Here is a 17,747-nt window from a genome sequence, read left to right on the forward strand (position 1 = left end):
TTTTTCTAGGATAAGCTATTTTTCAGAATAAGCTTAAGATGCATCAATGTCATTAGCACCGATCTTTTTAGTATTTGTCTATATCATCAAGTTGAATTTGTGGTTCTGCTGGTTGATGCGCGACCTGTTCTTCTCTTATTTGAGGATTTGCAGAAGCATCTTTTCTCGTGCTTGCTTCATTACTTGTTTTACTCTTTAACTTGAATTCAGAAACCATATTCTTTAGCAGTTCAGCCTGACCAGAAAGCTCTTCGCTGGCGGCAGCACTCTCTTCGGCCGTTGCCGAATTAGTCTGTACCACTTGGGAAACCTGTTCAATCCCCTGGGTGATCTGGGCAATGCTGGTGGCCTGATCATTCGATGCGACAGCGATGTTGCTGACCAGATCGGTTACTTTGGCCACTGATTTTAAGATCCCTTCTAAACTGTCGGCGGTATCATTGGCAATTTTTGTACCCGTTTCTACCTTATCAATGGAGCCTTCAATCAGACCGGTTGTTTCCCGGGCGGCTTCGGCACTCCGCGCCGCTAATGATCGAACCTCTTCGGCGACCACAGCAAAACCTTTCCCATGTTGACCAGCCCGGGCGGCTTCGACCGCGGCATTCAGAGCCAGAATATTGGTTTGGAAGGCAATGTCATCAATGACTTTAATAATCTTGGAAATACTATTGGAGGATTCATTGATTTCTTCCATGGCGTTAACCATATCCCCCATCTGTTTGTTGCCTGCTTCGGCCGTCGTCCGAACCTCAAGGGTTCGTTCATTAGCGGCATTGGCATTTTGGGCGTTTTTCTTAGTTTCTTCCGCCACTTCCTCAATGGAAGCCGACAATTGCTGGATTGCACTGGCTTGCTCGGTTGTTCCCTGGGCCAGCGCCTGGCCACCATCGGATATTTGGCGGGAGCCTGCTTCCACCTGATTGGCCGAGTTCCCAATCTCGGTCAAGATTTCACTAAGATGGGCGGTAATATCATTAATGGCATATTTAATATTAACAAAATCACCCAGATAGTTGGCGGTAATTTCCTGGTTAAAATCACCATTGCTGACCTTTTCCAGTTTTTCTGAAATTTCCTGGACATATTGTTTCAGGAATGTAATGGTTTTATTCATGTCCTCTTTGATCTGACCGTTTTGTCCCAAGTAATCGCCAGTCATCGCCGTACTCAGATTACCCTGAGCCAACTCATTTAGCACCTGGGAGGCTTCCTGCATCGGTTCGGTTAGGGCATCCAGAGTGTTATTAAAACCGTTGATTACTTTGGCATAATCTCCCGGGAATCGGGATGCATGAGCCCGATTATCGAGATCCCCGGCCACGGCGGCTTTAGCCATACTGTCCGATTCTTCAAGTAACATGATGATGTTTTCCATCAGCTTGATAAAACCCGGTATTAAGCGATCATTTTCGCTAAGTGGTCCCGTTGCCTTTAATCCATCCAGCATTTTCATATCTCCATTTGAGATATCATCCACCGCTTTGACCACGATCATTAAAGAATCTTGAATCGTATTGATGGATTGGGCAATTTCCCCATAAATTCCGGAGTAATTCGCATCGATTCGTTGGGTTAGATCATTCTTGCTCATCAAAGCCAAAACTTCCCTGCCTTCTATCAAAGCCCCTAAGCCATCAATACAAGAATTAATGCTGTTTATCAAATCGGCAAAATCACCCTTGGCTTCTGAGTTTATCTTTTCGGGGATTTCTCCTTTTCCAATTCTATCGATATAACCCGATGCCATGTTCAGTGGTCCAATTACAGCGTCCAATGTTGCGTTAACACCTTCGATGATATCCCGGTAACCTCCGTTTAACGTTTCAGTATTCCCACGAACAGATAACTTGCCTGCTACTGCGGCTTCGGTCAACATTTCAGTTTCCTGAATCAGTTCCCGCAACGACTTGATCATATCAGCCATGCTGATTCCCAATACGTCTTGATCGGATCTTGGGATAACGTCCATTGTCAAATCTCCTGTTGCGATCCGTTGTGCAGCCATTGCCTGCTCCCTGGTATTCTTCGCCATCTCACTAAATGCCGCTGTCAGTTCTGTCGTTTCACTGCTGATGGCTGCGATGCCATCGATATTCACGTCCACATTGCCGACCGCCAACTTTTTGGCGATCCCCGCCAACATATTGATTGGTTTTGCGATTTTTCTGGATGTAAAGACGGTGAGTAACACCATCCCGGCAATAACGATCAGCATAATGATAAAAGTAATGAACTGAATTAAATTATAGGCACTGTTAAACTCTTTATCAGGCAGGCCAGTAATTATCGTCCAACCAGTATTGCCAACCATCGCAACATAGCCGTGATTGTGTGAGCCACCACTGGTATATTCGATGGCCCCAGTGTTTTGATTCAAAACGGCTTCTTTAATGTTATCCGACATATCCGAATCATTGATATGGGTATTGATATACTCCTGGTTGGTATGATAGATCATCTGTCCGTCAGCGCTGGCCAGAATAAAAAATCCCGTCTCACCCAGTTTATATTCACTCATCATTGCTGAAACACTATCCAGAGTGAAATCCAACCCGGCGGCACTAATGACATCCTTTGTACCCGTTCGATAAATTGGTGAAACTGCCGTTACCACCATTTTTCCGGTCAATGCATCCACGTAGGGCGACGTCATCGTTGTCCCACCAACGTCCATCATTTGAATATACCACGGCCGTTCAACCATGATCCAATCGGGACTAGAATGAACGCCCTTTGACAAAAGTAGCTGATTCGTATCGCGTTCACCTACCCAGGCATCAAGAATATTTGGATCAGATGACTTGATACCGAAAAGCGACTTTTCTGATTTTGCAAATCCCTGAGCTGTCATTGCATCCATGCCTGGCGTAATCTCATCTGTCACATCTTCAAATTGGCTGTTAACAGCCATTTGTCTTGTGATTTCGAGATATTTGTTAAACACTCCTGCTATTTCACTGGCGGCCGCGTCAGATTCTGCTTCTAGCTGTTTCTCAGTTAGATCGGTAATCGATGTATTCACATTGTATAAGGTGATGAATGATGAAACACCATAAATAATTACAATCGGAATACCGATGTAAATAAGTATCCGGGTTAGTAGATTCATTTGTTTTTTTTGTGTAGTTCGAGTTTTCTCCATATTGGTTCTCCTTAAAATTTACAAAATACCGTGATAATCCTTTCCTAACGGATCGTTTAAACTAGCTGTTTTCTTCCGGAAATTTTCGTTTATCGCTATTGCTCATTGCTCGCTTAATAAAAGCATTAAAAGCATTAAAAGCATTAAAATCATAACTTCTAAAATAAGGCTACATAAATAAACAGTACACCTCGCATCGTTGAGTGCCACCAACTTAAAAAAGCAAACCATTTCACTCATCAGTTTTAAAAGGCACGTTTTGCTGGTCACACTGTAATGCTAAGTCCATTACAAAACTAGTTTTATAATACTGACTCATAATATTTACATGAATTTATCCCTATTAAACTATCGACTAAACCACTACCTTTTAAAGGGTAATATTTCATCTTCAATAAGACATTATCGGTTAATGGTTTGTTGCATAAACATAAATATGGTATACGCTATCAAAAAAATTATATTTTTCTTGTCACACCCCATTAAACACTATAAAATGAGTATATCATTAATCATACCAAATTTTAAGGAGGTAGCTAATGAAAGGGCCATCTAGCCATTTAGATTTACCTACAGCAGACGATTCGGTGATCCGTATTCAAGACGATCTTAATTTGATTAAAAACTACTTAACCCCTGCATTTCTAAAAAAAAACACTGTTTTTTCCTGCCTTGAAGATTTTTTACAATCCGCTGGATTTTCCGCTGTCACTCAGGAGGATTTTGAGTCGATCCCAGTTACCGCAATGGATTCATGGGTACGACAAAACAGCAAGTTTCTTGACTGGTCAGATATGATTTCTTGTGCCGCCGATTTCTACTTTGATACCCAGATGAAAGCCATAAAATTCAAATCTATCTAAATTAAAAACGATCCCAATAAAAAACAACGATGTGACCGCATCGTTGTTTTTATTGGTGTTTATCTTTTTTGATAAAACGGTTATATTTTCTTAATCTTTCTAAAACATTTATTTTTTTATTTCTGTAACTGTATTTTTCTAATCCTCAAACCAATCATTTTTAAGCGTCTCCGTTTCGGTTTTTATCTCTTCTACTGTTTTCTCGATCACACTTTTTAATTCTTCCTGCTCACGACTTTTTTTATGCATCTTCATTTTCAACCGCATATTCATCATTTCAGTTAGATAGCCGCCGCGAAACATTTTAGGTTCAAAAGACATAATAAATGCTCTCGGTTCGTATTCATCAATAATCCGCAATAACCTTTTCTCGCACTTACGCTTGGTAAGAATATCTAAATTGGTGCGTTTTCCATATTTTCCTTGACCATAGTAGGCGGTAACACCAAATCCTTCTTTTCTCAACACTTCAATCAAGGTGGCGTTTTCCTGTTCGATATTAACTTGAATACTGGTGAATCCGATCGCTAATTTTTGTTCAATGTATATGCCCAAGGTTAAGCCCACTGCAAAACCGATGGCGTAAACAACCATCTCCAAAATACTTTGATCTCCTGATAATACAATCGCCAAGCCAAAAATATAAATCAGTGCTTCCATGAATCCAAAAATGCCAGTTAACACCTTCAAATTTTTAACCATACAAATGGTGCGTAGTGTCAACATGGGAACATAAAGTAACTGAATAAAAATAATTAAAAATAATCGCGTCATCGCCACTCCTTTTTTTAGAACGAGAATGGATCATTTGATTCCGTCTAGATTCGATTGCTCCGATTTATCAAACAAAACTCCCAGAATTTTTCTTGCTAACATCGCTATTACTTTTCATTGTAACAGATGTGAATCATAATATGAAGGGTTCAAGAAAAATATAAAAATTCCAGATGTTTAAGGCACTAAATTTTGTCGTAACCGCACCAAATACTAACAATAAAATGATAAAACCCTCCACCTGTTAAGCTTAAGAAAGTCAATTTTGTTTGACAAACTTGATTTTCTTTGCTATTATGATACATATTATCAAACAAACATTATGTGAAGTATATGTATTGAGTAATTCTATTTGTGAGCTTATTTACGTGTCTAAGTAAATGTGGAAATAAGTAAGCCGATTATTAATCCAATGAAATTTACATTGAAAAACATCCTGGATAGAACTGGGGCTTGTATAGGATCAACATGGTCATATACTATACTATTCTGCCTGATATTTATTGGGTATTATGAATGGTGTAAGGTGAGTTATTTTTAGCGAAACCTATGCACTCTAACTCTGTAAACGCAGAGTTAGAGTGCATTTTTTTATATTTTATTCATAGCGATAAAAAGATGCGCCTCTATTTCACACCCCCCCATTCACCCAAATATAGTTAATAATACATAATCTGAAAGGAACAAAACATGCAAGAAGCAATTAAATTAACACAGGAACATCTAAATACCAGCCAATCTTCCGATTACTTAATGGATAAATGGACCGACTGGCGCTGGCAACTAAAAAATACGATTCGAAAAGTTGAAACATTTGAAAAAATTATGGGAATTAAATTTTCTGATGAAAAGAAAAAAGAGATTAATGAAACCATTGATAAATTTCCAATGGCGATTACACCTTACTACTTATCATTAATCGACGAAGATGATTTTGAAACGGATCCGGTTTTCAAACAGAGTTTTCCAAGTATTGACGAATTGATCATCTCATCCATTGATATGGAAGATCCGCTCCATGAGGACAAGGATAGTCCTATCTGTGGAATTACCCATCGATATCCGGACCGGGTCCTTTTTCACGTCAGTAATGTGTGCGCGATGTATTGCCGTCATTGTACCCGAAAAAGAAAAGTTGGCGATGTGGACTCCGTTCCTTCTGATGAAATGATTGCCGCGGGTATCGACTATATTAAGAATACACCCACCGTACGGGACGTTCTTCTTTCCGGTGGAGATCCATTTCTTTTGTCCGACGAAAAGCTAGACCATATTCTCGGACTTGTTGCTGCAATTCCCCATGTTGAAGTAATTCGTATTGGCACACGAACACCGGTCGTTCTTCCCTATCGGATCACAGACAAGCTCATAAAAGTCCTCAGTAAATATGATAATCTCTGGATCAACACTCACTACAATCATCCCCGGGAAATTACCAAAACCTCAATTAATGCGCTAAAAAAACTAACTGGTGCGGGAATTCCTTTAGGCAACCAATCAGTGTTATTAAAAGACGTCAATGACTGCCCGCAAATCATGAAAAAACTGGTTCATAAATTAGTAGCAAACCGCGTGCGCCCGTACTATTTATATCAATGTGATTTATCTGAAGGGCTTGAACATTTTAGAACCAATGTTGGTAAAGGCATTGAAATAATGGAGAGTTTAAGAGGTCATACCAGTGGCTTCGCCATTCCAACTTATGTTATTGATGCCCCTGGTGGCGGTGGTAAAATCCCGGTGATGCCTAACTACCTCATTTCCTGGTCGACTAACAAGGTTATCTTAAGAAATTATGAAGGCGTCATCACCACATATCAGATGCCAGACACCTATGAACACACAGCCTGTGATTTAAACTGTACGAATTGCAAGCTCCAATTAAAACTAAATAACGAGGAAAGTGATCGCAAACCGATCGGCATTTCCAAATTGCTTTGCGATTATGAAGAAACCATCACACTGGTTCCTGAAAACCTTGAACGCGACCAAAGAAATCAAAGTGATGAGGCAATATAATGACTGACATCATTGAACCCTATGGTCATAGTCTGATTCAGCACGGAAAAAACAGCAATCGGATTTACTTAATGAAATGTGATGCTGCCGAGGCTGACTCGCTTATCACACACATGAACCAACTGGCACATGATAAAAATTACTCAAAAATAGTTGCCAAGATTCCAGAATCCCAAGATCCCGTTTTTAAAGCCGATGGTTACAAAGAAGAAGCCGCGATACCCGGCTTTTACCGGGGTCAGGAAACATGTAAATTATTGAGCAAGTACCTTTGTCCTAAAAGAGAAAACCTAACTAATGACATGGAAATCAAGCAAATTCTTGACGATGCAATAAAAAAGCGTGCCGAAGCTGCAACCCAAGCCCTGCCAGAAGAATTCAAAATTAGAGAATTAGGGCCATCAGATATACCCGCACTCGCACAAATTTATGGCACAGTTTTTAAAAGCTATCCCTTTCCTATTTTTGATGCAGACTATCTTCTCGAAACCATGTCTGATCACGTTACCTACTTTGGTGTATTTCACAATAATCATCTAGTCGCCGTCTCTTCCAGCGAAACTGATTTGGACAATTTAAATTCTGAGATGACCGATTTTGCAGTATTACCAGCGTATCGGGGTCATAAGCTGGCCCTCCATCTCCTTAATGAAATGGAAAAATATATGATTAACGCAGGATTTCGACTGCTCTATACCATTGCCAGAGCATCGTCTTATGGAATGAATAGAACCTTTGCCCGAGCAAATTATCAATATGGTGGCACCCTTAATAATAATACCCAGATTTCAGGATCAATCGAATCCATGAATATCTGGTATAAAGACATCGGCGCAGCTAAATAATTAAGCAGCACCGATGTCTTTGCAAACTGTATGCAAATTTAGTTGTGCTTAATTCGTCGTCATTATATAATACTAGTAATTAACATAATGGAGGTATCCCTGTGACAAAGGTTCTGATTCTAACTTCGACGAAACGCGTGGACAAATTTTCAGATTTATCCGGTATCCCAAAAGACTGGGAATTAATTTTTGGCGAGGATCTAAATACTGATCAGGCAGTGCTACAAGCTGCTGGTGATGCTGATTTTATTTTTGCGGATGCCATTCGGGAAGTCAGCAAAAACCTGATTGATAGCATGCCCAATCTCAAACTTATCCATTCCGAAGGTGTGGGTTATAATAAAATTGATAGCGCTGCTGCTAAAGAAAAAAAAATTTACGTTTGTAACAATACCGCCGCCAACTCCAGTGCGGTAGCAGAGCAAACCATCCTGCTGATGCTAGGCCTCCAGCGACGACTCCTGGAAGGTGATCAGATGGTTCGCGATGGTCGGCAGATTCAGGCCAAAGGTTCATTTATTCTAGATGGTATTCCAGAGCTTGGCTCCTGTCATGTGGGGCTGGTTGGCATGGGTTCTATTGCCTTTGAAACCGCTAAGCGTTTGAAGTCATTTGGTTCGAGGCTCAGTTATTTTAACCGTTCTAGAAAAAGTGCGGCTGAGCACAAATTGGGGCTTAGCTATCTGCCTCTGGAAGACCTTTGCAAGCAGTGTGATATCATCAGCCTCCATTTACCGGTCACCCTGGAAACAACCGGCCTAATCAATTCTGAACTGCTGTCACTGATGAAACCGTCATCCCTACTTATTAATACTGCCCGCGGAGAGCTGGTTGTCCAGGAAGATCTGGTCGCCGCATTATCAGCCGGACTGATTGCCGGGGCTGGTCTGGACACGCTGTACCCGGAACCGGTTATGACCGATAATCCACTCCTTAATCTACCAGAAAGCTGTCGTTATAAACTGCTTTTCAGCCCCCACATTGGCGGTACCACCAAACCGGCTTTTGAAAAAATGCATAAAACGGTCTGGACAAACATTCTGGCGGTATCAAAAGGTGAATGCCCTATAAATATTGTTAACGGATTATAATCCTTAAAAAAGGAACCAACCGCCATCAACGTAATGGTGGTTGGTTCTTTTTTTAATTATTCAAACCTCAACGGATCAAGGTAATGATGTCTTTTTAAAAATATTGCATCAATAAAAAAAACAGGATTTCTAACATTATCCCAGCGACACCAATTAAGACTGGATTAAAATAATACCGCCGATCTCCAAGAATTAATAACTCTTCAGGGTCATCCGGTTTACAGCGGATTTGAACAATATCGCCCATATCGTAGCGTTTATCACCTTGGGAAGCCAATGCGGCTTTATGATAGACCTTTTGGGCAATCGTGTATTCCAGAATCGGAGTGTATTCATCGTAAACTTGTCGTCCATTCCGCACCTTGTTTTCTTTAATGTGCACCACTACCGCTTCAACGTCAACTCCATTAAGTTCTATCTTTTTTAATTGTATCAATCTGACAATTGAAAAAATGATAAGTACAATTCCTGCATATCTCAATATATCCAGTATCAACGCTATCATCGAACTTCACGACCTTTCGCTCCCAAATTTGAGGCAACCCATCAACACCATAACTATGTTGTCGATCATTTCTATTCATTATATAATAAAATCACCCAAAAAGGATCTTTTTATAATAAAAAGTAAAAGCGCTTTAGTTGCAGGAGACATCTTGTTATTTTTGAAGGAGAGCATTCTCAATCGCTTTTTTAATCACTTTACTTGAATTAGTCGCTCCAGTAACAGCATCCACATCTATCGTTTGTTCCTTAACAATGGTGTCAGTAATCACCTCAGCGGAAGAACCTCGTTCGTTCTGATGCTCAATCAGGTTGATGGTCTTAATTACTCCATTAGCAACAATAACTTCAGCTTTTGCCGATATATAACCGACATCATATGAGCCATCATAAACACCATCTGGAATTCGCGATAGATCAATGTTGGCAATTGTAATGCTGGCAACCGCTTTTTTATAGTTGTTTACATCACTAAGATAACAGGCACCAGAAAAGATTCCGATAATCAGAATCGAAATGATTAGTGGTAAAACAATCGTTTTTATTTTAAACATTTTGTTTCTCCTTCAGAATCGAATTCAGCAAGGTATCAAAGCTGTATTTCAAGAAATCTTTTTTTGTTGTATTCATCGCCTGTTCAATGTATTGCTGTTTTTTCCAGGCCATCAGAATGATCCCCGATAGACTAGCCCAGAACATAAACACGGTCTCCGGGATTTTAATATCTGAACGAAAAACACCCTGCTTAATCCCATCCACAAAAAATGTACCGATCAGTTCATTGATTTGCTCGCCCAATTCAAATATTTCTCGAAAAACCATTGGCGTATCTTCATTATTAACATCCACATTAATTTCTTGAAGTACGGTTTGAAAATACAAAGGATAGTCATCACAATAGGCGGTAAGTTCATTGCAAATTACATAATATCTTGCAAATAGGTCATTCCCCGGTTGGGTTGCAGTTTGAATGCGATCATAAAGCATTTTCATGCTTTTAAATATAATGCAATTGACAATTTCTTCTTTGTTTTTAAAATACACGTATAAGGTTGCCTTACTATATTCGGCTTCCCTTGCGATGTCATTCATTGTCGTATTGTCAACGCCATTTTTTTTAAAGAGTGTTTCCGCAATTGTTATAATGCTGTCTCTGTGAAAATCAGCTAGTTCTTTTTTTCGTCTTCCCATATCAAACCCTCATTTCGTTATTTATACTCTGGGTTTAATTATACCTGCTCGTCTATCATTAATCAAGTTGTTTACAAAAAACAATATCCAAAAAAATCCCCAGATTATCCGGGGATGAAGTTTTTATAGTATCTCTATTTCGATCTCGTCCAAACGAGAGAGTTCAACTTCGATCTTCTGTACGATCTCAAAACCCTTCCCTTTGTGGGGACTTCCCATGATTGCAATAACTTTCATGCTGACCTCACTTTTTTTTATAATTTTTGATTCCATTGATTATTCTTGCCAAATTTTCAAGAAGACCCCTGCTTTTTTTCTTGTTATACGGTTTTCATCATGATACAATCACAAAAGCATGACTCCATGTATCTGCCTGAGATTCTTCCAGTTTAAAATCAATTCCGACAGTGAAAAGTTCATTGCACTTTTCCGCAAAATACTTTTTTAACGAGAAAGGACTGATCATCATGGATAAAAAGGAATCTAGTATTTTTAGTCGAACCAAAGAAATACTCACGCTTATTCAGTTTAATTTTCTGCATCTGCTCTTTTTTGAAGCTATCTATACCGTTGCCGGCACTATGATCATTTATCCCGGTGGATTTTTTTTGTTTAATAAAGCCATAACACTGTTGGGTTTTCCATATTTAAGCGGTTCAAATTTTACTCAAGCCTTAACTAACCCCCTTTTTCTGCTAACTTTTATTTGCTTTGCTTTGCTCGTCGCTTTTTTTGGTCTGCTGGAATTCACCACATTAATCATTCTTTTTAATGAAAGTCATTTCCGACGAAAAGTTCAACTGATTCCATTATGTATAGAGGGAACTAAACGAGCACTCAAAATAGTCAAGGCTAAAAATTTACCATTCGTGATTTTTATTCTTATCATTATTCCTTTAACTGAGTTTTCATTATCTTCTAATTTCATTTCGGAAATATCAATTCCTGAATTTATTATGAGTTATATCGCCGCCAGTCCATTGTACTCAATCGGTTTTACGGTACTGTCGTTGTTTTTGTTTTTGCTCTCAGTCATCTGGATTTTTTCATTTCACTATTTCACTTTGGAAAACAGTGATTTCTTCCCGGCAATTAAAAAAAGCAGCATTCTAATAAAAGGACATTTTTGGAAAACTATTTTCTTTGTAATACTTTTTAATCTCCTGATTGTGATATTGCTCGTTATTGTTGTGCTTGTTCTTGAAGTCATCGCTTTCTTTATCTTAGGTCAGATCCTGGAACACCCGCTGGCTTTATCCATTTTTATTGCTACTTTCGGTTTTTTGGTGTCTGGGTTGTTTACCATCTTTCAATTGCTCACCACATCCATCAATTTGGCGGTAGTTTCCCAGTTTTACTATACATATTCAGCATCGACCCACTTAAAGGTTAATTCTGAATCGCTAGTCAAAGATAAATACAAAGCAAAAGTAAAACGAAAAACAATTGTGACAATCAGTATAATCATGGTTTTCTTATTTACAACAATAAATAGCATTGTAATTTTCAACACCTTTTCTGAAGCCTTCAACGACCAGTTTTTAACGGGTCCACAAATAACTGCTCACCGTGGAGGTTCTAATCTTGCCCCAGAAAACACGCTGGCCGCTTTACAAAAAGCTATTGATCAAAGCGCTGATTATGCTGAAATTGATGTGGCTCAAACTAAAGACGGAATAATTGTTGTCTCTCACGATAATAATCTTAAGCGCATATCTGGAAAGGATTTGAATATCTGGTCATCAAACTACGTGGATATCGAAGATCTGGACATCGGTAGTTGGTTTGATCCGCAGTTTAAAAATGAACATATCCCCACCCTAGATGAAGCGATTAAACTTTGCAAAGGAAAAATACGTTTAAACATTGAGCTTAAGCCTACCGGGCATGAAGCAAGTTTGGTGGAGTCGACTGTTGATATTATCGATCAAAATGATTTTTCTAACCAGTGTGTCCTTGCCTCCCTGGATTATCCAACCTTAGAAAAAGTCGCCTCCATAAATCCAGATTTGAAACGGGCTTATATTACCGCTTTGGCCATTGGGGACATTCAAAAACTGCCAGTCGATATTTACAGCATTGAGTCATCCTTCATCACCCCGGAGATCGTTGCTACCATCCATCGAGAGAAGAAAGAAGTTTTAGCCTGGACAGTAGAATCTCAGGAATTGACCGAAAAGATGGTTAAAATTGGTGTTGACAACATTATTACCGACGACGTGACCCAAACCAGGAAGACCATTGAACAAATGCTTGAACCACGAGAATTGATTGACCGCATCAATGATTATATTTTTGCAGATCTACTGTCATAATAGTTTGTGATCAAAAATACTTCAACCAAATTCTCTTATGTGCCAAGTAAGTGACGACCGCGATTGTCCTGAAATACTGTCGTTTTAAATGGAGCACTAAAGCTGTTTTTATTGACGCTCTTATTTTAAGTTTTCTTTGTTTTTCTTGATGAGATTGATAAATAATTTTTCATTTGAAGACAACGCTTCGATTTTAGCTGTCTTTAAATGATTGTAATAAGCATCCATACTTTTTAATTGATCAATCAGTTTTAATAAGCTGTTATGCGCTTCCTGATCTTCTGGTGTTTGCGGTTTTACCTGGTCGAAGATGTTTTCCAGATCTTTTTTAGCTTGATTCATAATCGTTTGTGCATCGATGTATTCCTGATTTAACATATTATTCTTCTTTCTGACTGTATTTTGTACTGATATAATATTCTATTTTAAAACATTACAAATGAATAATATCACAAAACCAGGATGGTTGTGAACTAAATCTAACTCTCACTTAAAAAAAGCGTATCAAACTTAGGTTTGATACGCGAGGTTGCGCTAAACTACCGTACCGACCAATTGTTAATCTGTTGTTCGCCGCGGAGTCGGACAGACGATGTCGTGTCCGCTCCGATGCGTACAACATGATGTAACAATTGTCGGTACTGGGTTATCTTTTGACAGTCTAACGTATCAAACTCAGGTCTGATACGCAATCACAAGTTTAGAGCCGACGGTATTTCTTTAATGCGGTCACATTCACTAAAAATAACACCCCAATAAAGATGACCGATCCAACTAACCAGGGCCATATCGCTAAAAATCCCTTGCCCTGAATCATAATCATTTCCAGGGCTGTGCAGCCATAATAAATTGGCGTTAGATAACACAGGTTTCCCAGCCCAAAGGGAATGGTATCAATCGGGATCAGTCCGGAAAAAAAGATCTGTGGAATGATGATTACCGGAATAAACTGAACCAATTGTAATTCATTGTTGGCAAAGATGGATACCAGCGCGCCAACGGAAACCGCCGAAAACGCCATCAAAATCATCACCAACGTACATAAGGCGACCGATCCTTCCACCTGAAGTTGCAGTACATAAACGGCGTACAAAATAATCACCACACTTTGAATCGCTGCCAGTAAACCATACCCCAGGGTATAACCCCCGATGACATCGATCCGGCTGATCGGGGTCATCAGCATCCGTTCTAAGGTCTGTCCGAAACGCTCCCGAACAAATGACATCTCGGAAAGAATAAAGACAAAGAAAAATGAGATCACACCCAGAAAAACATAGGCAAGCGAATCCAGTTGATTATCCCCCGATGTTTCATAAACATAATCCATGATCAGCTCGTTTTGTGCGGGTTGTAAGGCTTTATTGGTATCCGTAATGGCTTTTATGGCAGCGGCGGACTTGGAATTTTTCTCCAGTAATTCAATGTGCGTTCCCTCGCTATCGCTCCAGATCAGCGCATCGATTCCATTAATCTCCAAATAATCTACGGCCTCGGGTTTTTCTGTTTCTTCACTGACAGCGGCATGATTCTCAAGCTCAGTGACAAATTTTTCATTCATATCATAGACAGCAATCTTCGGCAGATAATTGGAATCACCGAGGATAAAAAATAACAGCGTTAAAACCAGCAGCGGTGCAAATAAAAGCAACCCCAATGATCGCTGATCGTTTTTCATTTGGCCAATGATCCGTTTGACAATGCTTAACACGATGTGACCTCCGCTTCTGACTGATTGTCGATAAAAAATAATTCTTCAATGTTTCCGTCTGAAGTCTGGGCGATTAAATTTTTAACCGTATCCCTGGCAATGATATGACCATTACGAAGCAAGGCGGCATCATCACATTGGGTAACCTCATCCATGACATGGGTGGTAACCAAAATGGTTGTTCCTTCATTTCGGAGCTGCCTGAGATATAGCCATATTTTGCGCCGCAGCACCGGATCAACCCCAACTGTTGGCTCATCCAGCACCAGCAGCTTTGGTTTGTGAATTAACGCTACCGCCAACGATATGCGTTTTTTCATCCCACCGGAACAATCGCGGACTAACTTGTTTTTACACGCTGCCATATCGACAATCTGGAGTAGTTCTTCGGCATTTGCTTCAAATGTTTTACGACTTTGCCGATGCAGACCGGCAAAAAACTTCAGATTCTCCCAGGCTGACAACTCTTCGTACAGGGCTTCATTCTGCGGCATATAACCCATCTGTGCAAGCAGCTGACGGTTTGGCACGGCGATACCGCCGATTGTTACCATTCCGCCATCCGTTGGAATGGCACCCATCATGATTCGCAGCAAGGTTGTTTTTCCTGAACCGGATGCCCCCAGCAGACAGAAGATCCGACCCGAATCAATCGTCAAACTAATCTGTTCTAAAACACGCTGTTTTTTGAATGATTTATCAACTTCTAAAATTTCAATTCTCATTTCTAAGTCCCTCTTCTTTATTTTATGATTATCCCCATTTTAGCCCTGTTCCTTTTTAAATTCAACCAACAGTCTTTTTCAAGCTGTTGGATTTTCTTGTTTATCCCAGCGGCTTCGTTTATAATCAAAATGAATGATCCCGTGAATGAGGTAAAACTGACATGAAGACGACTTTATCAACCACCGCCAAAGTTACCCGCCAAAACTTAATTGATTCATTTTGGCTGTTATATTGCAAAAAAAGCATTGAGAAGATCGCCGTCAAGGAAATCTGTGACGTAGCCGGCTATAATCGCTCAACTTTTTATGTTTATTTTAAAGATGCCTATGAAATTCTGGCAGAAATTGAAGAACAGACCATTACAGTGGAGGATTTTAAGAACATTGTTATTAAGAACCTTTTTTATTGTAATCTTTCTCATGATCATCGCAAGGAAGCCATTTTAAAATTAATTCTTGAATTTTTCGAGAAAAACAAGACTTATCTCCCGGTTTTATTAGGTGAAAACGGTGATCCCCACTTCAGGCAAAAGGTCTTGAAAAAGCTCACCTCGACAGTGCTATCAATATATAAAAAACTGTCCCCTCAGGAACTGATGGAAGTAAGCTATTTAATGGAATACCAGAGTGCCGCGATGCTCAGCATGATTGCAAAGTGGTATGCCAATGACAAAGACCTGCCGACCGAACAATTCCTGGAGTTGCTGCTGGCCGTGACAACCAACGGCGTTCAAAGCGAGCTATCAAAATACCGAGGCTAAATTGAATCACTTAACAAGCCAAACCGATTCTCTTGAAAATTGAGGGTCGGTTTTTTTGTTGCTACAACCTGAACTAAAACAGCCCTTAAATAGTCGACGACTACTTAAAGGCTGTTTTAGTGTTCTATTTTTAAAGCTGTATTAATGATTCTTTTTCTCCTGGGCATTTTTTAGGCTGATTGCATTTTCTCGGCATTCATCGGCATAATCTTCATAGGCTTCCCGATAATCTTCATAATCGATGGTGCAATCGCGGTCTTCAAAAGATTTGCAATAGCCTTCCAGCGCTTTCCAATCCCGGCTGTAGGCGTGAAAACTCAGGGCATGATGGGTATAGGAACCCAGTTCTTTAATCCCGACTTCCCGGGCAATCGTTCTTGACAGTTCGATAAGAGCGAAAACATTCATGGCGACTGCCTTAACTCCATCATTGCTTCTAAATACCACGTCGGTATTTAATTTGCCGTCTTTAACAGTGTAATGAATAAGCTGCAGGCAGGGTGGATGATTTAGTTTGGCGGCCTCCTGATTGGCCACATGTAGGGTTGCCTGTCTGGTACCGGGATCTTCTTTTAATTTATTGATAACAAAATCAATGTTTTTGGAAAACAGATCGTGATAGGTATACCCATACATATCTTTTTCAAAATCCTTGGTGCCTTCAACAATTTCCAGGACGTAGTCGACCAGGGTTTCCAGCCCGGTTGGCATGGCCATGGTAATTCTTATATCCTGTACGCTGTCGATATCCATCAGAAGGTGAATTTCTTTTAAACTGTCTTCGCGATCCTGATTCTTCCCCATAACAACATCGGCCTGGTTTAAAGCCTTCATCGCCGCCTCAATGCCCTTATGCAGTTCGGTTTCGTGAATGTAAGTAACCATCATTTTCACATCGTATCAGCTGATCTCTAACTCTCAAACCGCTAATACGAGATCCTTTCTATATAATAATACGTATTCGTTTATCTGCTTCATTGATGATCATACCATATCTTTCGGTAGATTTCATCTTTGTAAAAATCAAAATTAAATCCCATAATGTTTTCTATTTTAAATAGCTGATCATATTTTACGGCTGAACTAGAATTTTTTTAGAAAGTCTTCCGTCACGACGCCTCTTTTTATTGGCATTCCATGGGAGGGGCAAATCGAATCGTATTGGAGCTCTTTGATGATTGAAATTGATCGGTTCGCTTCCTCTTTATTCCAGATATAAAACTGGGGCAATTGTTTTAATTTTCCCTTAGACTCCTGAAATAAATCGCCAATAAATAATACATTCTTATAATGAAAAATCGAGTGTCCTGGAGTATGACCCGGAGCGTGAATCACACGAACCGCTCCAAAACTTTGATTCTCCTGATAGACGCCAGAAATACTGGGTTTTTGAGGGTGCACAACTGCTTGCATGATTCGTTTGATTCCCGGTCGATTTTTTTCGCCCATAATATAGGGCACATCTTGCTGGGGTGCCCAAACCTCAGCTTGAGTTGCTTCCTGCAAGGCTTTAGCATTGCCGATATGATCAATATCATGGTGGGTCAGCAGTATTTTCGTTATACTTTGAATCGCTACATCCAAACTTTTCAGTTCCGCCAGAATTTGCTCTGCCAACCCCGGCATACCCGTATCAATGAGTATCCCTTCATCCGAACGAATAAAAAACACATGCCCATGGCTGGCACAATCAAGCTGATAAACATTTTCGATAATTTCCATCTTGTTACGCTCCCAAAAGTTATTTTTTTATCAGATCCATAAAAGAAAAGCGGCCAGAACGGCCGCTACACAGTGTCGATA

Annotated in this window: 16 protein-coding genes; 6 read left to right on the plus strand and 10 right to left on the minus strand. The window is 39.8% G+C overall.

Annotated elements, in window-relative coordinates; genetic code table 11:
• Positions 1-67: 67 nt before the first annotated feature.
• A complete protein-coding gene (locus DOZ58_RS04975; protein ID WP_111887302.1) occupies positions 68-3,145 on the minus strand; it encodes a methyl-accepting chemotaxis protein in 3,078 nt (1,025 codons plus the stop codon).
• A 539-nt stretch (positions 3,146-3,684) separates the two neighbouring features.
• Here DOZ58_RS04975 and DOZ58_RS04980 point away from each other — a divergent pair.
• Positions 3,685-4,008: a hypothetical protein gene (locus DOZ58_RS04980; RefSeq protein WP_111887303.1), complete on the plus strand. Its 324-nt coding sequence runs from the start codon at positions 3,685-3,687 to the stop codon at positions 4,006-4,008.
• 138 nt (positions 4,009-4,146) lie between these two features.
• On the opposite strand, the gene DOZ58_RS04985 is transcribed toward DOZ58_RS04980, so the two are convergent.
• The gene (locus DOZ58_RS04985; RefSeq protein WP_111887304.1) at positions 4,147-4,782 is read right to left on the minus strand and encodes a DUF2179 domain-containing protein; all 636 of its coding nucleotides are present in this window, start codon (positions 4,780-4,782) and stop codon (positions 4,147-4,149) included.
• Positions 4,783-5,472: 690 nt separating this feature from the next.
• Here DOZ58_RS04985 and ablA point away from each other — a divergent pair.
• The 3 genes from ablA to DOZ58_RS05000 all read left to right on the plus strand — a co-directional run bounded on the left by ablA (position 5,473) and on the right by DOZ58_RS05000 (position 8,737).
• Complete coding sequence (ablA, locus tag DOZ58_RS04990; protein WP_111887305.1) at positions 5,473-6,801, plus strand: lysine 2,3-aminomutase; 1,329 nt, start codon at positions 5,473-5,475, stop codon at positions 6,799-6,801.
• Positions 6,801-7,646, plus strand: coding sequence for a putative beta-lysine N-acetyltransferase (gene ablB / locus DOZ58_RS04995; protein WP_111887306.1), 846 nt, complete (start codon positions 6,801-6,803; stop codon positions 7,644-7,646). The genes ablA and ablB overlap by 1 nt, the downstream gene beginning before the upstream one ends.
• Positions 7,647-7,747: 101 nt before the next feature.
• Complete coding sequence (locus DOZ58_RS05000) at positions 7,748-8,737, plus strand: 2-hydroxyacid dehydrogenase (protein WP_111887307.1); 990 nt, start codon at positions 7,748-7,750, stop codon at positions 8,735-8,737.
• Positions 8,738-8,831: 94 nt separating this feature from the next.
• Here the strand turns inward: DOZ58_RS05000 and DOZ58_RS05005 are convergent, their stop codons facing one another.
• From DOZ58_RS05005 to DOZ58_RS05015, 3 genes are all read right to left on the minus strand, one after another.
• The gene (locus DOZ58_RS05005; RefSeq protein ID WP_111887308.1) at positions 8,832-9,242 is read right to left on the minus strand and encodes a DUF3592 domain-containing protein; all 411 of its coding nucleotides are present in this window, start codon (positions 9,240-9,242) and stop codon (positions 8,832-8,834) included.
• 154 nt (positions 9,243-9,396) lie between these two features.
• Complete coding sequence (locus DOZ58_RS05010; RefSeq protein WP_111887309.1) at positions 9,397-9,795, minus strand: FMN-binding protein; 399 nt, start codon at positions 9,793-9,795, stop codon at positions 9,397-9,399.
• Positions 9,788-10,432 carry a TetR/AcrR family transcriptional regulator gene (locus tag DOZ58_RS05015; protein WP_111887310.1) on the minus strand — a complete coding sequence of 215 codons (645 nt, stop codon included), beginning with the start codon at positions 10,430-10,432 and terminating at the stop codon, positions 9,788-9,790. The genes DOZ58_RS05010 and DOZ58_RS05015 overlap by 8 nt, the downstream gene beginning before the upstream one ends.
• Before the next feature lie 467 nt (positions 10,433-10,899).
• Between DOZ58_RS05015 and DOZ58_RS05020 the strand changes: the two genes are divergently transcribed.
• Complete coding sequence (locus tag DOZ58_RS05020; protein WP_111887311.1) at positions 10,900-12,747, plus strand: glycerophosphodiester phosphodiesterase; 1,848 nt, start codon at positions 10,900-10,902, stop codon at positions 12,745-12,747.
• 120 nt (positions 12,748-12,867) lie between these two features.
• Here DOZ58_RS05020 and DOZ58_RS05025 read toward each other — a convergent pair whose 3' ends face one another.
• The 3 genes from DOZ58_RS05025 to DOZ58_RS05035 form a co-directional block, all read right to left on the minus strand.
• Positions 12,868-13,125: a hypothetical protein gene (locus DOZ58_RS05025; protein ID WP_111887312.1), complete on the minus strand. Its 258-nt coding sequence runs from the start codon at positions 13,123-13,125 to the stop codon at positions 12,868-12,870.
• A 322-nt stretch (positions 13,126-13,447) separates the two neighbouring features.
• Positions 13,448-14,458, minus strand: coding sequence for an ABC transporter permease (locus DOZ58_RS05030; protein ID WP_111887313.1), 1,011 nt, complete (start codon positions 14,456-14,458; stop codon positions 13,448-13,450).
• Entirely contained in the window at positions 14,452-15,183 is a 732-nt protein-coding gene (locus DOZ58_RS05035; RefSeq protein ID WP_111887314.1) for an ABC transporter ATP-binding protein, read from the minus strand. Before DOZ58_RS05035 ends, DOZ58_RS05030 begins: the two co-directional genes overlap by 7 nt.
• Positions 15,184-15,344: 161 nt before the next feature.
• Between DOZ58_RS05035 and DOZ58_RS05040 the strand changes: the two genes are divergently transcribed.
• Positions 15,345-15,944 (plus strand): TetR/AcrR family transcriptional regulator, encoded by a 600-nt coding sequence (locus DOZ58_RS05040; protein WP_111887315.1) that lies wholly within the window; start codon positions 15,345-15,347, stop codon positions 15,942-15,944.
• Between the two features lie 141 nt (positions 15,945-16,085).
• Here DOZ58_RS05040 and DOZ58_RS05045 read toward each other — a convergent pair whose 3' ends face one another.
• Both DOZ58_RS05045 and DOZ58_RS05050 read right to left on the minus strand, forming a co-directional pair.
• A complete protein-coding gene (locus DOZ58_RS05045) occupies positions 16,086-16,832 on the minus strand; it encodes a thymidylate synthase (protein WP_111887316.1) in 747 nt (248 codons plus the stop codon).
• Between the two features lie 195 nt (positions 16,833-17,027).
• On the minus strand, positions 17,028-17,666 hold the full coding sequence (locus DOZ58_RS05050) for an MBL fold metallo-hydrolase (protein WP_111887317.1): 639 nt from the start codon (positions 17,664-17,666) through the stop codon (positions 17,028-17,030).
• Positions 17,667-17,747 lie beyond the last annotated feature (81 nt).

The sequence above is a fragment of the Acetobacterium sp. KB-1 genome (genome assembly GCF_003260995.1).
GTDB classification, from domain to species: domain Bacteria; phylum Bacillota; class Clostridia; order Eubacteriales; family Eubacteriaceae; genus Acetobacterium; species Acetobacterium carbinolicum.